The following is a 14,830-nucleotide window of genomic DNA, read 5'->3' on the forward strand; positions in this document are numbered from 1 at the left end:
CCGTGATCACCAGGCGTTTCGCGCTGCTGCTGGCGCTGGGCCTCCCGCTGCCCGCGCTGCTGCCGGGCCCGTGGCTGCTGACCGCGGCCGTGCTGGGGCTCGCGGTCGTGGCGGCAACGCTGGACGTGCTGGTCGCGGCACCGCTCACCGGGGTCACCCTGCGCCGCTCGGGCGAGGCGACGGTGTGGCTGGGCGAGACGACCACCATGGCGCTGACCGTGGGCAACGCCGCCCGCCGGCCGCTGTGGCTGCGGCTGCGCGACCGCTGGGTGCCGTCCGCCGGCGCCGACAACACCGAGCACCGGTTCAACCTGCTGCCCGGCGAGGAACAGGAGCTCACCACCACGCTCACCCCGACCCGGCACGGCGACCGGCGGGCGGTGCGGGTGACGCTGCGCTCGTACGGGCCGCTCGGGCTCGCGTACCGGCAGCGGCGGCAGAAGTGGAACGAAGCCGTCACGCCGGAGTCGACACTGCGCGTACTGCCGCGCTTCCCGTCGCGCCGGCTGTTGCCCGAGAAGCTGGCCAAGCTGCGCATCTTCGACGGCGCCGTGGTGACCCGCGGGCGCGGCCAGGGCACCGAGTTCGACGTGCTGCGCGAGTACGTGATCGGCGACGACGTGCGCTCGATCGACTGGCGGGCCAGTGCCCGTACCCATGACGTGGTGGTCCGCACCTGGCGCCCGGAACGCGACCGCCGGGTGATCTGCGTCCTAGACACCGGCCGCACCTCGGCGGCCCGGATCGGCGACGAGCCCCGCCTCGACGCCGCCATCGACGCCGCCCTGCTGCTGGCCGTACTGGCCGCCAAGGCCGACGACCGGGTCGACCTGCTGGCCCTGGACACGGCGGTCCGGGCCAAGGTGGAGGGTGGCGGCCACCGCACCAAGCTCCCCCGCCTGATCAGCTCGATGGCCGCCCTGGAGCCGGCGCTGGTCGAGACGGACTTCGGGCTGGCGGCCGGCGACCTGCTGCGCCGCGACCACAAGCGCTCGCTGGTGGTCATCTTCACGGCGCTGGACGCGGCACCGATCGTCGAGGGCCTGCTGCCGATGCTGTCCCGGCTGACCACCCGGCACCGGGTGGTCCTGGCCAGCGTGCGCGACCCCGAGACGGCGCAGCTGGCTGAACTGCCGCCGGAGGGCGCCACCGCCACGGACGTGCACGTGGCCGCGGCGGCGGAGCTGGCCCTGGCCGAACGCGGGCGGGTGCGGGCGCTGCTGGAACAGCAGGGAGTGCTGGTCGTGGACGAGCTGCGCGAGAACTTCGCCTCGAAGGTGGCCGACGTCTACCTGATGCTGAAGGCAGCCGGGCGCCTCTGACCCGCTCAGCGGGCGGCCAGGAACGCGGCCACGGCACAGACCACCGCCGCCGCGGTCCGGCCCCGGTCGATCAGCAGCAGCCGGTGCACCAGCTCCCGGGACCAGCTCTGCCCCAGCCGGCCGTGCGTCGGCGCCGCACCGAAGGCCGTGAGCAGCCCGGCGACCGCCGCGGCGGCGACGGACACGATCGTCCAGCCGTCCGGTCCGGCCAGCACCGCCCAGCCGCAGGCGACGACGAGCAGGCCGTAGACGATGACCACCACCGGCGTGATCCGGCGGCTGTGCGCGTCGTGGATCTCGCGCCAGGCGGACTCCGGCGCGTCGGCCAGCGCTGGATAGACGACCAGGGACACCGTCAGCTGGAAACCCAGGTGCAGCGCGCCCGACGCCAGCAGGAACGGCGCGGAGGAAGAGGAGTCCATTGGGCTAGGCGGTCGGCACCGGGGTGACCGAGTGCTCCGGGGCCAGGTCACCGGTCTCGCCCCGGCGGTGCGCGGCGCCGCCCACGCCCAGCGCGTACGCCATGAAGGCCACCCACACCACCGCCCCGATCCCGATCCGCAGCACGGTCGGCAGGCCGGACGGTGTCACGTACGCCTCCAGCAGTCCGGCGACGCCCAGCGTCACGGCCAGGCCCAGCGCGACCAGCATGCCGCCGCGGGCGCGTTCGGCCAGCGCCTGGCCGCGGGTGCGGTGCGGGCCGGGCGCGATCCAGGCCCAGCCGATCCGCAGGCCCACCCCCGCGCCGACGAAGATGCAGGTCAGCTCGAGCAGGCCGTGCGGAAGGATGAAGCCGAAGAAGGTGTCCGCGTGGCCCGTGTAGATCATCACGCCGCCGGACATGCCCAGGGCGAAGATGTTCTGGCCGAGGATGTAGATGACCGGCAGGATCAGCACACCCGAGGCCAGGCACTGGGCCGCGATCAGGGCGTTGTGGGTCCAGACGCTGGCCGCGAAGTTCTGCGCCTGGAACTCGCTGTAGTAGCCGACGAAGTCCTGCTCGGCGTAGCGCTGCAGCTCCTGGCCGGTGCCGAAGGTGCTGATCACGTCCGGGTGGGCGGAGAAATACCACATCAGGGCCCAGGCGACCAGGACGTCGACCACCATCACCGTCAGCCACCAGCGGCGGGCCTGGTAGAGCTGGGACGGGAACGCCGAGGTGAAGAAGAGCCGGACGGGCTGCCAGGAGAAGCTGCGGCCGCCGGTGACCGCCGAACGGCCGGCGATGACCAGCTGGGACAGCGAGGCCAGCAGGATCGGGTCCGGTGAGTGGCTGCGGACCACGGACAGGTGGGTCGCCGCCCGCTGGTAGAGCAGGACCAGCTCGTCGGCCTCGTCCGGGGACAGCCGCCGGCGGCGGGCCAGCACCTCGAGGCGGTTCCACTCCCCGCGGCGCTCGGCGACGTACGCGTCCAGGTCCACCGGCGCAGCGTAGCCAACGCCGATCGGGTTAACTACCCGCATGACTGTGGCGGTGCCGGCGGGCGGCGGGAGCGACGAGCCGATCGTCAACGGGGAGGCCGTCGAGGTCGACGTACGCCCGGCCCGGGTCGGCTCGCGCGGCCTGGCGCTGATCATCGACATCGCCATGCAGCTGGTCTTCGTCCTGCTGACGGTCATGCTCATCGGGATCGGCACGTCGGTGCTGCCGCCGGGGGTGGCCGACGGCGCCTTCATGCAGGCCGCCTTCACCATCGGGGTCATCGGTGTGTTCATCGCCTACCCGACGATCGCCGAGACGCTGACCAACGGCCGCAGCATCGGCAAGCGCGCGATGGGCCTGCGGGTGGTCCGGGTCGACGGCGGCCCGATCCGGCTGCGGCACGCGCTGACCCGCACCCTGGTCGGCGTGGCCGTGGAGTGGCCCGGTCTGCTGTTCCCGCCGCTGACCTGGGCGGTCGCGCTGACCACCATGATCTTCTCGCCGCAGGGCCGGCGGCTGGGCGATCAGGCGGCGGGCACGTTCGTGATCCACGAGCGGTCCCCGGCGCCGTGGGGCTGGGTGCCGTCGATGCCGCCGCAGCTCGCCGGCTGGGCGGCCGAGCTGGACCTCAGCGGCCTCGACGACGAGCTGGCCCTGGCCACCCGGCACTACCTGGCCCGGGCCGGCGAGATCCGGCAGCCGCAGAACGGGCGCTTCGCGCACACCCTGGCTCAGGAGGTCGCCGAGAAGATCTCCCAGGCCCCGCCGCCCGGCATCCCGCCCTGGATGTTCCTCAGCGCGGTGCTGGCCGAACGCCGCCGCCGGGCCGGCCGGCGGGTGCACACCACCCGCGCGCTGACCCAGCGGATCTGGCCCGGCTTCGGCCGGCTGGACTGGGCCCAGCCGGCCGTCACCGACCCGACCTGGGACCCGGCGGGCGCCAACCGGCCGCTGCTCGGCGTCGTCAAGGAGGAAGGGCGTCCGCTCTAGAGCCGCTCCGGTGTCTCGATGCCGAGCAGGTCGAGGCCCTGCCGCAGGGTGCGGCCGGTCAGCTCGCAGAGGCCGAGCCGGCTCTCCCGGACCCCGGCCGGCGCCTTCAGCACCGGGCACGCCTCGAAGAAGGCGCTGAAGGTCTGGGCCAGCCCGTGCAGGTAGCCGGCCAGCCGGTGCAGCTCCAGCGACTCGGTCAGCCCGGTCACCACCTGGGCGAAGCCCAGCAGTTCCACCGCCAGGGCGCGTTCGGCCGGGGCAGTGATCCGGATCGGTCCCGGCGCCGCCTGCGCCTTGCGCAGGATGCCCCGGGTCCGGGCGTACGCGTACTGCAGGTACGGCCCGGTGTTGCCGGTCAGCGCGAGCATCCGGTCCCAGTCGAACACGTAGTCGGACATCCGGTCGCCGGACAGATCGGCGTACTTGACCGCGCCGATCCCCACCGCCCGCGCCACCTCGGCCGACGGGGCGAGCGCGGCGGCCCGGGTGACCGCCTCGTCCAGCACGGCCGCCAGCTTGACCGAGTCGCCGGAGCGGGTCCGGAACATCTTGCCGTCGGTGCCCAGGATCGAGCCGAAGCCGACGTGTTCGGCCCGTACGCCGGCCGGCAGCCAGCCCGCGGCCGCCGCCACCGCGTAGACCATCGCGAAGTGGGTGCGCTGCGGGGCGCCGACGACGTAGAGCAGCCGGGTCGCGCCCAGCTCACCGGTCCGGTACCGCAGGGCGGCGAGGTCCGTGGCCGCGTACCCGAAACCGCCGTCGCTCTTGCGCACGATCAGCGGCAGCGGATCGCCGCCGCGGCCGGTGAAGCCCGGCGGGAACGCGCACAGCGCGCCCTCGCTCTCCCGCAGCAGGCCCTTCCCGGCCAGCTCGGCCACCACGGGCTCCAGCTTGTCGTTGTAGAAGCTCTCGCCGGTGAAGTCCTGCGGAGCGAGCGTCACCCGCAGCCGGTGGTACGCGGCCAGCAGGTACCGCTGCGACGCCGCGACGAAGTGCCGCCACTGCCGCAACGTGTCCTCGTCGCCTCCCTGCAGCGCCACCACCCGGAGCCGCGACCGGGTCCGGAAGTCCTCGTCGGCGTCGAAGCGGGCCCTCGCCGCCTGATAGAAAGCGGTCAGATCGGTGATCTCGTCGGCGTCCCCACCGCCCAGATGCTCGATGAGCATGCCGAACGCCGTGCCCCAGTCACCGAGGTGGTTGGCCCGCACGACGTCGTGGCCGAGCCACTCCAGCAGCCGGGCGATGGCGTCACCGATGACGGTCGAGCGCAGGTGCCCGACGGTCAGCTCCTTGGCGATGTTCGGCGAGGAGTAGTCGACGACGATCCGCTCGGGGCGCATCGTGCGGGGCACCCCGAGCCGGGCATCGGCGGCGAGGTCATTGACGCCCGCGGCGATCACCTCGTCGGTCAGCCGCAGATTGAGGAAACCGGGTCCGGAGATCTCGGCGGTGGCGATCCCGGCCAGGTCGGCCGCGGCCAGCACGCGGGCCGCGATGTCGCGCGGCGGCCGGCCGAGCGGGCCGGCCAGCGGCAGTGCCGCGCCGGACTGGAAGTCGGCGTGCCGGGAACGCCGTACGGCCGGATCGACGGTCGCCTGGGCGACCTGGGCGAACGCGGGGGCGAGCCGGGCGGTGAGGAGAGCTTCGAGATTCATGACGACCCATCGACTTCGACGCGGAGACGGGTCGACAGGTGCCGGTGCCACTCACGCCGGCGGGATCGACCCGCCGGCTGGAGGCACGTGCTAACGCAACCGGAGGGGGCTCATCCGGCGTCGCTCGCTGTAGTTGCTGTGCACGGCGGGAATGTTACCGGGTCGATCCGCGTGTTGGGGAGGAGAATGATCCGGGTGAAGAAGCTCATCAATGCCGTTGACGATGTCGTCAGTGAGGCCCTGGACGGACTCACGCTCACCGCCGCCGGTATCGCCCGCCTGGCCGGCTCGACCACCGCTGTCCGTACCGACATCGGCGACGTCCGGGCGGCCGGGCACGTCGCCCTGCTCTCGGGCGGCGGCGCCGGGCACGAGCCGGCCCACGCCGGTTACGTCGGCGCCGGCATGCTGACCGGGGCGGTCGCGGGTGACGTGTTCACCTCGCCGTCCGTGGACGCCGTTCTGGACGCCATCCGGGCGGTGGCGACACCCGGCGGCGTCCTGCTGATCGTCAAGAACTACACCGGCGACCGCCTCAACTTCGGCCTCGCCGCCGAGCTGGCCCGGGCCGAGGGCGTCGACGTGGCCACCGTCGTGGTCGCCGATGACGTCGCGCTGGCCGCCGAGGGCGGCGCCGGCCGCCGGGGCCTCGCCGGCACCGTGCTGGTCCACAAGGTCGCGGGCGCGGCCGCCGCGGCCGGCCTGCCGCTGGCCGAGGTGGCCCGCCGGGCCCAGCGCGTCGCCGACTCGGTCGGCACGATGGGCCTGGCCCTCAGCGCGTGCACCGTGCCCGCGGCCGGCCAGCCCGGTTTCCTGCTCGACGCCGACGAGGCGGAGTGGGGCCTGGGCATCCACGGCGAACCCGGGGTGGAACGAGCCGCCCTGCAGGAGGCCCACGACGTGGCCGAGCGGCTGGTCACCGCGATCGCCGACGACCGGGGCATCGCTCCCGGTCAGCCGGTCGCGCTGCTGGTCAACGGGCTCGGCGCGACCCCGCCGATGGAGCTGTCCATCGTGACCGACGCCGCCGTCCGGCAGCTGCGCAAACGCGGCAACCCGGTGCCCCGGCTCTGGGCCGGCAACTTCCTCACCGCGCTGGACATGGCCGGTGTCTCGGTCAGCCTGCTGGCCGTCGACGAGGAGCTGCTGACCGCCCTGGACGCGCCGACCACCGCGCCGGCCTGGCCGCGCACCATCCCGGCGGCCGAGGGCGCGGTCATCCCGGCGCCGGCTCCGGCCGAGGGCCCGACCGGCACGCTGCCGGCCGATGATCCGGTGCGCCGGGCCCTGGAAGCGGTGGCGGAGACGCTGGTCGCCCACCGCGACGAGCTGACCGAGCTGGACCGCGAGGTCGGCGACGGCGACATGGGCATCAGCATGGCCCGCGGCGCGGCGGCGGTCCTCGCGGAATGCCCCGAATATCCCGGCGAGCAGGGCCCGGCGGCGGTGCTGCGGGCCACGTCGGCGACCGTACGGCGCAGCATCGGCGGCACCTCCGGCCCGCTGTACGCGATCATGCTGCTGCGCGCGGCGGCCGCCCTGGAGGAGGCCGGCCCGGACGACCCGGCCCGCGCGTGGTCGGCGGCGCTGCGAGCGGGCACCGACGGCGTCCGCGAGGTCGGCGGGGCCGAGGTCGGCGACCGCACGATGGTCGACGCCCTGGCCCCGGCCGCCGAGGCCATGGCAGCGGCGTTGCGCGACGGCGGCTCCGGCCGGGACGCTCTGGCCGCCGCGGTGGACGCGGCCCGCAACGGCGCGCAGGGCACCACGGCGATCCAGGCCCGGCTGGGCCGCTCCAGCTACCTGGGCGACCGGGTGATCGGCCACCCGGACCCCGGCGCCCGCGCCGTGGTGCTGTGGCTGTCGTCCGTGGCGTCGTCCCTGACCGCGGCATGACCTGGGACCCCGCCGGACCCGGGATCCTGGCCCTGCCGTCCGGGCGGCTGGTGCGCGGGCGGGGACTCCGCCGGCCGCTGCCGCCCGGGCCGGTACCGGAGTTCGGGGTGTACCTGCTCGGCGCCGAACCGGCCCCGGTGGCGTGGGAGAGCCGGTGGCTGCGCTGGCCCGACTTCCGGCTGCCGGCCGACCGGGACCAGGCGGTGAAGCTGCTCGGCGAGGCCTGGGAACGGGCCGCGGACGAGCGGGTGGAGGTGGCTTGCGGCGGCGGCCGGGGACGCACGGGTACGGCGCTGGCCTGCCTGGCCGTGCTCGACGGCGTGCCCCCGTCGGAGGCGGTCGCCTTCGTCCGCGCCGGTTATCACCGCGGGGCTGTCGAAACGCCGTGGCAACGCCGCTACGTCCGCACGTTCCGATGAGGCCGGCCGGCCGGCTAGGCATGGCCGGCCTCGGGCGTCGGGCGTCCGGCCTCGGACATCCGGCCTCAGGTCGCCGGTAGGGCGGCGCCCTCGATGAGGTCGGCGACGTAGCGGTCGACCCGCTCGGCCAGGGCGTCGTCCGGGATCATGAACTGCAGGCCGGCCTCACCCGCTTCGTCGCCGGCGCCCAGGCTGACCACCCGGGCCGGGATGCCCTCGTGCAGTGGCCCGAGGCTTTCGATCCGGACGGCGTCGCCGATGCCCAGCGGGCTGGCCGCGTCCAGGCGGACCCGGATGCCGCCGCGGCTGACGTTGATCATCTCGGTCGTGTAGGTGTCGCCGGCCCGCTGCACCCGGACGGTGCCGGACATGGTCACCCGGTCACTCTCCCGGCGTTCGAGTTGCGCGGACAGGCCCGACATCTCCTCGACCCGGCCGATCGTGCGGCCCATCTGGTCGGCCAGCCGGCCCACCACCGTGCCCTGGTCGGCGGCGACCGCGCGCAGCGACGTGGCGGCGTCGCCCACCCCGGCGATACCGGCGACCATCGCGGCGATGGTGTCGGCCATCTGCTGGGTGTCGCGTTCGAGCTCGCTGATCGTCCCGGCGATCTGCTCGGTCGAGACGGACGTGCTGTTGGCCAGCTCCTTGACCTCGTCGGCGACGACGGTGAAGCCCAGGCCCAGCTCACCCGCGCGGGCGGCCTCGATGGTGGCGTTGAGGGCCAGCAGCCGGGTCTGCCCCGCGATGCCCTTGACCAGGGTGGCCGTCTCGGCGACCCGGCGCAGGCTCTGCTCCAGCGAGGCGATCACGTCCTCGGCCCGCCGGGCGTCGGCCACCACCGCCTCGGTGGCCGCGCCGGTGGCCGAGATGCCGCTGTCGATGGTCTCGGCCGCCCGCCGGACGTCACCGACCTGGTCGGTCACCCGGCGCAGCTCCTCGGCGATGACCGTGGTCGACCCGTCGATGATGTGCTGGGCGCGGTCCCGCAGGCGCAGCTCGGCCTGCCGCTGATGCTGGAAGCTGGTCCGCAGCTGCTCCTCGCGGACGACCTGGGCGCGCGCCAGCTCCTCCTCCTGGGCCACCATCCGGGACCGGGCGGTGGTCAAGGCCTGGCCGATGTCACCGAGCTCGTCCCGGCCGGCCGGGACCGGGCGCGTCTCCAGGTCGCCGTCGGCGATCGCCGTGACGCCGCGGACGGCCAGGGCGACGTCGTGCCGGGTGCGCCACAGCACGCCGACGGCGAACCACGCGGCGAGCACAAAACCGCCCATGGTGACGCAGAGGACGATCAGCCGTTCGCGTTCGAAACCGTCCACCCGGATTTCGAGCAGGTCGTCCAGGACCTCGGCGAGCGGCCCGACCGCGCCGGCCATGGCCGTGGCCACCGGGCCCACGTCGACCGGGCCGGGCCGGCCCAGATTGTCGGTGAGCCGGCCGGCCAGCGCGGTCATGGCGTCGGCCGCGGCGGCGATCTCGGTCAGCCGGCTGTCGAGCCCGTCCATCGCTGTGTTGGCGGCCGCGGTGCTCACGTCGTACCGCAGATTGTCGGCCGCCGTGGCCAGCTCCCCCGCCCGGACCGCCTGGGTCGCGATGGCGTTGGTCCCGCCGGTCAGATCGGCCGCGGCGATCTTGGCCGCGCCCAGCAGCGCCTTCGGCAGCTGCACGATCTGGGCGTCCATGACGTAGAACGAGTCCAGGTCCGGGTCCAGGATCAGATTCGAGTTGTTGCCGGCGTCGGTGATGAGCCCGGCCAGCGCCGTGGCCAGCGCGAATCGCTGGATCGGGGTGGGACCCAGCCGCCCCGGCACGGCCCGCACGGAGTCGTCGAGCCGCAGCTCGGGATGGGCGGCCACGGCGGCCCGGACAGCGGCCAGGTCGGGTTCCTGGGCGGCGACCGTGTTCGCCAGCGCCAGCAGGGCCGGCCGGACCACCTCGAGGCCCTGCCGTTCGGCCTCGCTGAAGGCGATCTGCGCCCGGGCCTCGCGGACATAGGCGGACGTGGCCACGATCCCGGGGATCATCAGCACCAGGATGAGGGCGGCCAGGCGCGTACTGGTGCGCATCCGGTCCGCGATGGGCAGGACCGGGCGCAGCAGCGCCGGCGCGGTGGATTCACTCTGCATCGCCGGCTAGGGCCGATCCCGGTACGCCGCGTGCTCGGCCCTCACCGTCATCCGCATGCCCCGATTCCACCACGCGAAAGCCTCATGATCGGGCGAAACGGCACAGTGGGCGAGACCGAGTTCGCCACCGCGGAAACCCGCCTGACGTGATCGTCCCTGCATTCTGCATCCGCCGGGTTCATCCGCGAGCCGCCCGGGTACGCCTTCATGATTCGTTCTGGGAGAGGGGTTCACTCGTGCCGGCATTGACGCACGACATCGAAGACCTGCGCCTGCACAGCCGCATGTACGACGCCGTCATCGACGAGATCGAGGGCCGCCGGATCCGGATCGGCCAGGACTGGCTGGTCGACTGGGCCTCCTGCAACTATCTCGGCCTGGACCTCGACGAGGAGGTCATCGGCGCGGTCGAGCCGCAGCTGCGCCGGTGGGGCACCCACCCGAGCTGGTCGCGCATGCTCGGCAGCCCGCGGCTCTATCCGCAGCTCGAGGAGCGCCTGAGCGACCTGCTCGGCGCGGAGGACGTCCTGCTGCTGCCCACCATCTCCCAGATCCATCTCGGGGTCATCCCGGCGCTGGTCCAGCAGGGCACGCTGATCATGGAGAGCCGGGCGCACAAGACCATCTACGACGGGTGTGTGTTCGCGCGGGGGCAGGGCGCGACGCTGCGCCGCTTCCGCAGCGGCGACACCGACGAGCTCGCCCGGCTGCTCCGGGAGGCCACCGCCCGGCCGGTGATGGTCTGCATGGACGGCGTCAACAGCATGACCGGCGACATCCCGGACCTGAAGACGTACGCGCGGCTGTGCCGGGAGAACGGTGCGGTGCTGTACGTCGACGACGCGCACGGCATGGGCGTGATCGGTGAGCGCAGTCCCGTCGAGCAGTCCCCGTACGGGCTGCGGGGCAACGCCATCGTCAAGCACAGCGGCGAGACGTACGACGACATCATCCTGGTCGGCGGCTTCTCCAAGGCCTACTCGTCGCTGCTGGCGTACCTGGCGTTGCCGACGGCGGTCAAGGACCGGCTGAAGGTCGCCGCGCCGACGTACCTGTATTCCGGCCCGTCCCCGGTGGCGTCGCTGGCCACGGTCATGGCCGGCCTGGACGTCAACGACAAGCGCGGTGACGAGCTGCGCACGCACCTCTACCGGCTGACCATGAAGCTGCTCTCGCACGTCCGGGGCCTGGGCGTGCACACCCTGAACCGGGACGACACCCCGGTCGTGGAGATCCCGATCTCGCCCGAGCACGACCTGATCGCCGTCTCCGAGCGGCTGTGGCGGGCCGGGCAGTACGTGACGCTGGCGCCGTACCCGGGGGTGCCCCGCGACGAGATCGGCTTCCGCGTCCAGCTGACCGCGGCGCACACCGAGGCCCAGGTCGACGCCCTCAACGACGTACTGACCGAGCTGGCCGGGGACGGGGCGCTGCGGACCGCCGTCCCCCAGCCGCGCCGGCCGGTCGACTGAGCGCTAGACGCGGGTGGCCAGCACCTCGACGTACGCGGACGGCACCTTGATCGTGCCGTCCGTGGCCACGTCGTACCGGGTGACCAGGTCGACCAGGTCGGCGTGGAGCAGCTTGCCGTCCTCGCCGAGCGCCTCGAAGGCCTTCAGCGTGGGCCCGTAGTGCGCCCGGAAGTAGTCGGCGAAGTCCTCCGGGGATCCGAACCGGAAGACGAACTCGCGCCGGGTCACCCGCAGGTCGGTGACCCGGTCGCCGAAGAGCTCCCGCAGCCGCGGCTCGTTGCCCCATTCGACGGGCGCGCGCACGCCGGGCGGCGGCGGGACGCGGCGGCCGACGGTGCGGAAGAGCTCGCCGATGAAGCCGTCCGGCGTCCAGTTGGCCAGGGCGATCGTGCCGCCCGGCCGGCACACCCGGGTCAGTTCGGCGGCCGCGCGTTCCTGGTCGGGCGCGAACATGACGCCGACCACGGACAGGACGGCGTCGTACTCGCCGTCGTCGCACGGCAGCGCCTCGGCGTCGCACTCGACGAAGCGGACCGGAAGGTGTTCGGCGGCGGCCCGGGCCCGGCCGCGGTCCATCAGTTCGGGTACGTAGTCGACGCCCGTCACCGTGCACAGGCACCGGGCCGCCGCGATGGCCGCGTTGCCCGTACCGGTGGCCACGTCGAGGACCCGCGACCCGGCGGACAGGTCCGCGGCCTGCACGAGCGCCTCGGACATGGGTTGGATCAGGGCCGCGACCGCGCCGTAGTCGCCGCTGGCCCAGGTCTTCTGCTGGCGTGCTTTGATCCCGTCAAGGGCAAGTGAACTCGTCATGCGGCTGACGTTAGGAGCGGCGGGCCGGGGCCCGCGTGGGGATTTCTCCCCATGTTGGCGTCAGTGGGGCGCGAGCAGGCCGAGGCGGCGGGCGGCCGCGGCGGCCTGGCCCCGCGACGGTACGCCGAGCTTGCCGAGCACCGCCGACACGTGATGGTCGACAGTCTTGGCCGACAACGTCAGCCGCGCGGCGATGTCGGCGTTGCTCAGTCCTTCCGCGAGCAACGTCAGCACCTCCCGCTGCCGGGCCGTCAACCCGGTCGGATGGGCGGCCGTCGCCGGACGGGGCCCGCGCGGCACCCTGGCCCCCTTGTCCCGCAGCTCGGCGCGCAGCCGCCGGGCCGTGCCCACCGCGCCGAGACCGTCCACAATGCGCAGCGCCTCCGCGGTAGCTTCCTCGTCACCGCAGCTCAGCGCCTCGGCCCGGGCGTACGCGCAACCCCGCCGCGCCCATTCGGCGGCGGCACCCCGCCAGTCCCCCTCGATCAGCAACCTGTACGGCAGCGCGATCAGCTCGGTGACCGGGATCGGCTCCCCGGCCCGCCACTGCCAGTAGGCGAGTTGTCCCGCGAACCAGGCATGCCCGACCCGCACCGCCACCTCGTACCCGCGTCGCGCCTCGGCAGCCGAGCGGGCCGGGTCCCCGGCGATCCAGTGGTACTCGGCCAGCCCGGTCGAGACCGGCCCGACGAACTGCATCTCGTCCGCCTCGTAGGCCGGCCCTTCGGCGTCGAGCAGGATGTCGACGGCGTCCGGCTCGCCGCGGCGGGCCCGTAGCCGGCCGAGCACGACCTGCGCGGTGCTGCGGGAGGGGCCGGGACGATCGCGACCCGCCATGGCCGCCTCGGCATCCGCCCGGGCACCGGCCCAGTCGCCGCGGGCCAGCAGCATCGCGGCCCGGAAGCCGAGCAGGTGGCGCACGTAGCCGTCCAGGTCGCGGGCCTCGGCGAAGTCCAGCACCCGGTCCAGCACGTCCTCGGCGACGTCGAAGTCGCACCACTCGACCGCCTGGCAGGCCTTGTTGGCCAGGGCCCGGGTGGCGTGGTCGTCGAGCCCGGCCGCGGCGGCGAGCGCGGCGACCCGCTCCAGCTCCGCGCCGCCCCGCGCGAAGTCCCGGGCCATCCGGGTCGAGCCCACGTTGACCAGGGCGTGCACCTCGGTGTCGAGGTCGCCGAAGTGCCGGGCCAGGTCGATGGCGCGTTCGCCCCACTCGATGGCGGTGGCCTCGCCGGCGAGCATGTGCAGCTGCGAAAGGTTGCTGTAGGCCATCGCGAGCTGCGGTCCGGGCGCGATCGACTCGAGCACCTCCACCGCCCGGACGCCGGCCTGCCGGGCCTGCCCGGTGTACCCCCGCCACCAGCTGAGCCGGGACACCCAGCGCAGGTTCTCGCCGATCCGTACGGTGTCACCGGCCTGCTCGCGCAACGTCAGCGCCTGCCGCCGGGCCGCCAGCGCCTCCACGATCTGCCCGGCCAGATAGGCGACGGTCGCGTACGCCTCCAGCAGCTCGGCCCGTTCCACCGCCGGCGCGCCGGCCGCGTGCCGCAACGCCAGCTCGTAGTGGGCCGCGGCCTGTTTGTTGGCACCGACCCCGGCGGCCCGTACGGCGGCGACGGGCGCCCAGCGCAGCACCGCGGCGGCGTCCCCGGCGTGGTGGGCGTGGTGCACGAGCCGGGCCGGGTCCACGCCGGCCCGGGCGGCGAGCTGGGCGAGCACGTCGGCGTGCAGCGCGGCTCGGCGCACCGGCGACAACTCCTGCTCCACCGCCCGGCGCAGCAGCTCGTGCCGGTACGCGACCCCGTCAGCCGTGGCGCTCAGGACGCCTCCGGCCAGGCATTCCTCGACTCCGGCGCCGCGTGAGGCCAGCAGGGCGGGCTCGGCCTGGGACGGCACGACGGCCACGAAACCGGCGGCCTCCCGGCCCTGCGGTGACAGCGCGGACAGCCGGGACAGCACCAGGTCGCGCACGGTGGCCGGCACTGCGGAGTCGGTCGCGGCGAGGACCTCGGTGACCAGCAGGGGGTTACCGCCGGTCACCGCGTACACGGAGGAGGACGCCCGGCCCGCGCGGCGGGCGAGCTCGTCGACCGCCTGGACCGACAGCGGGGCCAGGGGGAACCGCCGGACCAGGGTCCGCGGCAGGCCGGCCAGGACGGTCCGCAGCTGGTGGTCGGGACCGATCTCATCATCACGGTACGTGAGAACGAGCAGCACCCGCAGCACCGCGAGCCGGCGCCCCAGGAACGCCACCAGGTCGAGGGTCGCCTCGTCGGCCCAGTGCAGGTCCTCCATGACCACCACCGGCCGGCGGCGCTGCCGGGGACCGTCGAGCGCGTCGAGCAGAGCGTCGAAGACCGCGCTCCGCTCCCCCGCGGCCATCCGTTCCCGCAGGGCACCGCCCACCTCGCGGGCGATGTCGTGCAACGGCCCGAGGGCCCGTGGGGTGAGCAGCGGGTCGCAGGCACCCCAGAGCACCCACGCCCGCGGGCCGGCCATGGCGGCGAAGGCGGCGGCCAGACTGGACTTGCCGGCGCCGGCCTCACCGGAGACGACAGCGATCCGCCCGCCGCCGGCCGTGTCGGCCAGCAGCGCGTCCAGGTCGGCGAGGGCGCCGTCGCGCTCCAGAAGGTCCATCGCGGCCGAGCGTACTGACGCGCGGCCGCCCGGCACTGCCGACAACCGGACAGTCTTCGCAGCTCAATCGGGCGGACCGG

Annotated in this window: 11 protein-coding genes; 5 read left to right on the forward strand and 6 right to left on the reverse strand. The window is 74.1% G+C overall.

The genetic code is table 11. From position 1 onward, the window contains the following. Window positions 1-2 precede the first annotated feature (2 nt). Window positions 3-1,322, forward strand: coding sequence for a DUF58 domain-containing protein (locus AB0C12_RS16385; protein WP_360548542.1), 1,320 nt, complete (start codon window positions 3-5; stop codon window positions 1,320-1,322). 5 nt (window positions 1,323-1,327) lie between these two features. On the opposite strand, the gene AB0C12_RS16390 is transcribed toward AB0C12_RS16385, so the two are convergent. Together AB0C12_RS16390 and AB0C12_RS16395 are read right to left on the reverse strand one after the other, a co-directional pair. Continuing rightward, window positions 1,328-1,744 (reverse strand): hypothetical protein, encoded by a 417-nt coding sequence (locus AB0C12_RS16390; RefSeq protein ID WP_360548544.1) that lies wholly within the window; start codon window positions 1,742-1,744, stop codon window positions 1,328-1,330. 4 nt (window positions 1,745-1,748) lie between these two features. After that, window positions 1,749-2,744, reverse strand: coding sequence for a stage II sporulation protein M (locus tag AB0C12_RS16395; protein ID WP_360548546.1), 996 nt, complete (start codon window positions 2,742-2,744; stop codon window positions 1,749-1,751). Window positions 2,745-2,784: 40 nt separating this feature from the next. Here AB0C12_RS16395 and AB0C12_RS16400 point away from each other — a divergent pair, with 40 nt between their 5' ends. Further along, window positions 2,785-3,735 (forward strand): RDD family protein, encoded by a 951-nt coding sequence (locus tag AB0C12_RS16400; RefSeq protein ID WP_360548548.1) that lies wholly within the window; start codon window positions 2,785-2,787, stop codon window positions 3,733-3,735. Here the strand turns inward: AB0C12_RS16400 and argS are convergent. Beyond that, window positions 3,732-5,390 carry an arginine--tRNA ligase gene (gene argS / locus AB0C12_RS16405; protein ID WP_360548550.1) on the reverse strand — a complete coding sequence of 553 codons (1,659 nt, stop codon included), beginning with the start codon at window positions 5,388-5,390 and terminating at the stop codon, window positions 3,732-3,734. The genes AB0C12_RS16400 and argS overlap by 4 nt on opposite strands. 195 nt (window positions 5,391-5,585) lie before the next feature. On the opposite strand from argS, the gene dhaL reads away from it, so the two are divergent. Then, a complete protein-coding gene (dhaL, locus tag AB0C12_RS16410) occupies window positions 5,586-7,286 on the forward strand; it encodes a dihydroxyacetone kinase subunit DhaL (RefSeq protein ID WP_360548552.1) in 1,701 nt (566 codons plus the stop codon). After that, complete coding sequence (locus AB0C12_RS16415; RefSeq protein ID WP_360548554.1) at window positions 7,283-7,705, forward strand: protein-tyrosine phosphatase family protein; 423 nt, start codon at window positions 7,283-7,285, stop codon at window positions 7,703-7,705. The genes dhaL and AB0C12_RS16415 overlap by 4 nt, the downstream gene beginning before the upstream one ends. A gap of 65 nt (window positions 7,706-7,770) precedes the next feature. Here AB0C12_RS16415 and AB0C12_RS16420 read toward each other — a convergent pair whose 3' ends face one another. Further along, window positions 7,771-9,831: a methyl-accepting chemotaxis protein gene (locus AB0C12_RS16420; protein ID WP_360548556.1), complete on the reverse strand. Its 2,061-nt coding sequence runs from the start codon at window positions 9,829-9,831 to the stop codon at window positions 7,771-7,773. 236 nt (window positions 9,832-10,067) lie between these two features. On the opposite strand from AB0C12_RS16420, the gene AB0C12_RS16425 reads away from it, so the two are divergent. Next, window positions 10,068-11,303 (forward strand): pyridoxal phosphate-dependent aminotransferase family protein, encoded by a 1,236-nt coding sequence (locus AB0C12_RS16425; RefSeq protein ID WP_360548558.1) that lies wholly within the window; start codon window positions 10,068-10,070, stop codon window positions 11,301-11,303. A 3-nt stretch (window positions 11,304-11,306) separates the two neighbouring features. Here AB0C12_RS16425 and AB0C12_RS16430 read toward each other — a convergent pair whose 3' ends face one another. Continuing rightward, window positions 11,307-12,116: a class I SAM-dependent methyltransferase gene (locus AB0C12_RS16430; protein WP_360548560.1), complete on the reverse strand. Its 810-nt coding sequence runs from the start codon at window positions 12,114-12,116 to the stop codon at window positions 11,307-11,309. Window positions 12,117-12,176: 60 nt separating this feature from the next. Beyond that, entirely contained in the window at window positions 12,177-14,750 is a 2,574-nt protein-coding gene (locus tag AB0C12_RS16435; RefSeq protein ID WP_360548562.1) for an AAA family ATPase, read from the reverse strand. Window positions 14,751-14,830: the final 80 nt, after the last annotated feature.

The sequence above is a fragment of the Actinoplanes sp. NPDC048967 genome (assembly GCF_040649415.1).
Lineage (GTDB): Bacteria > Actinomycetota > Actinomycetes > Mycobacteriales > Micromonosporaceae > Actinoplanes.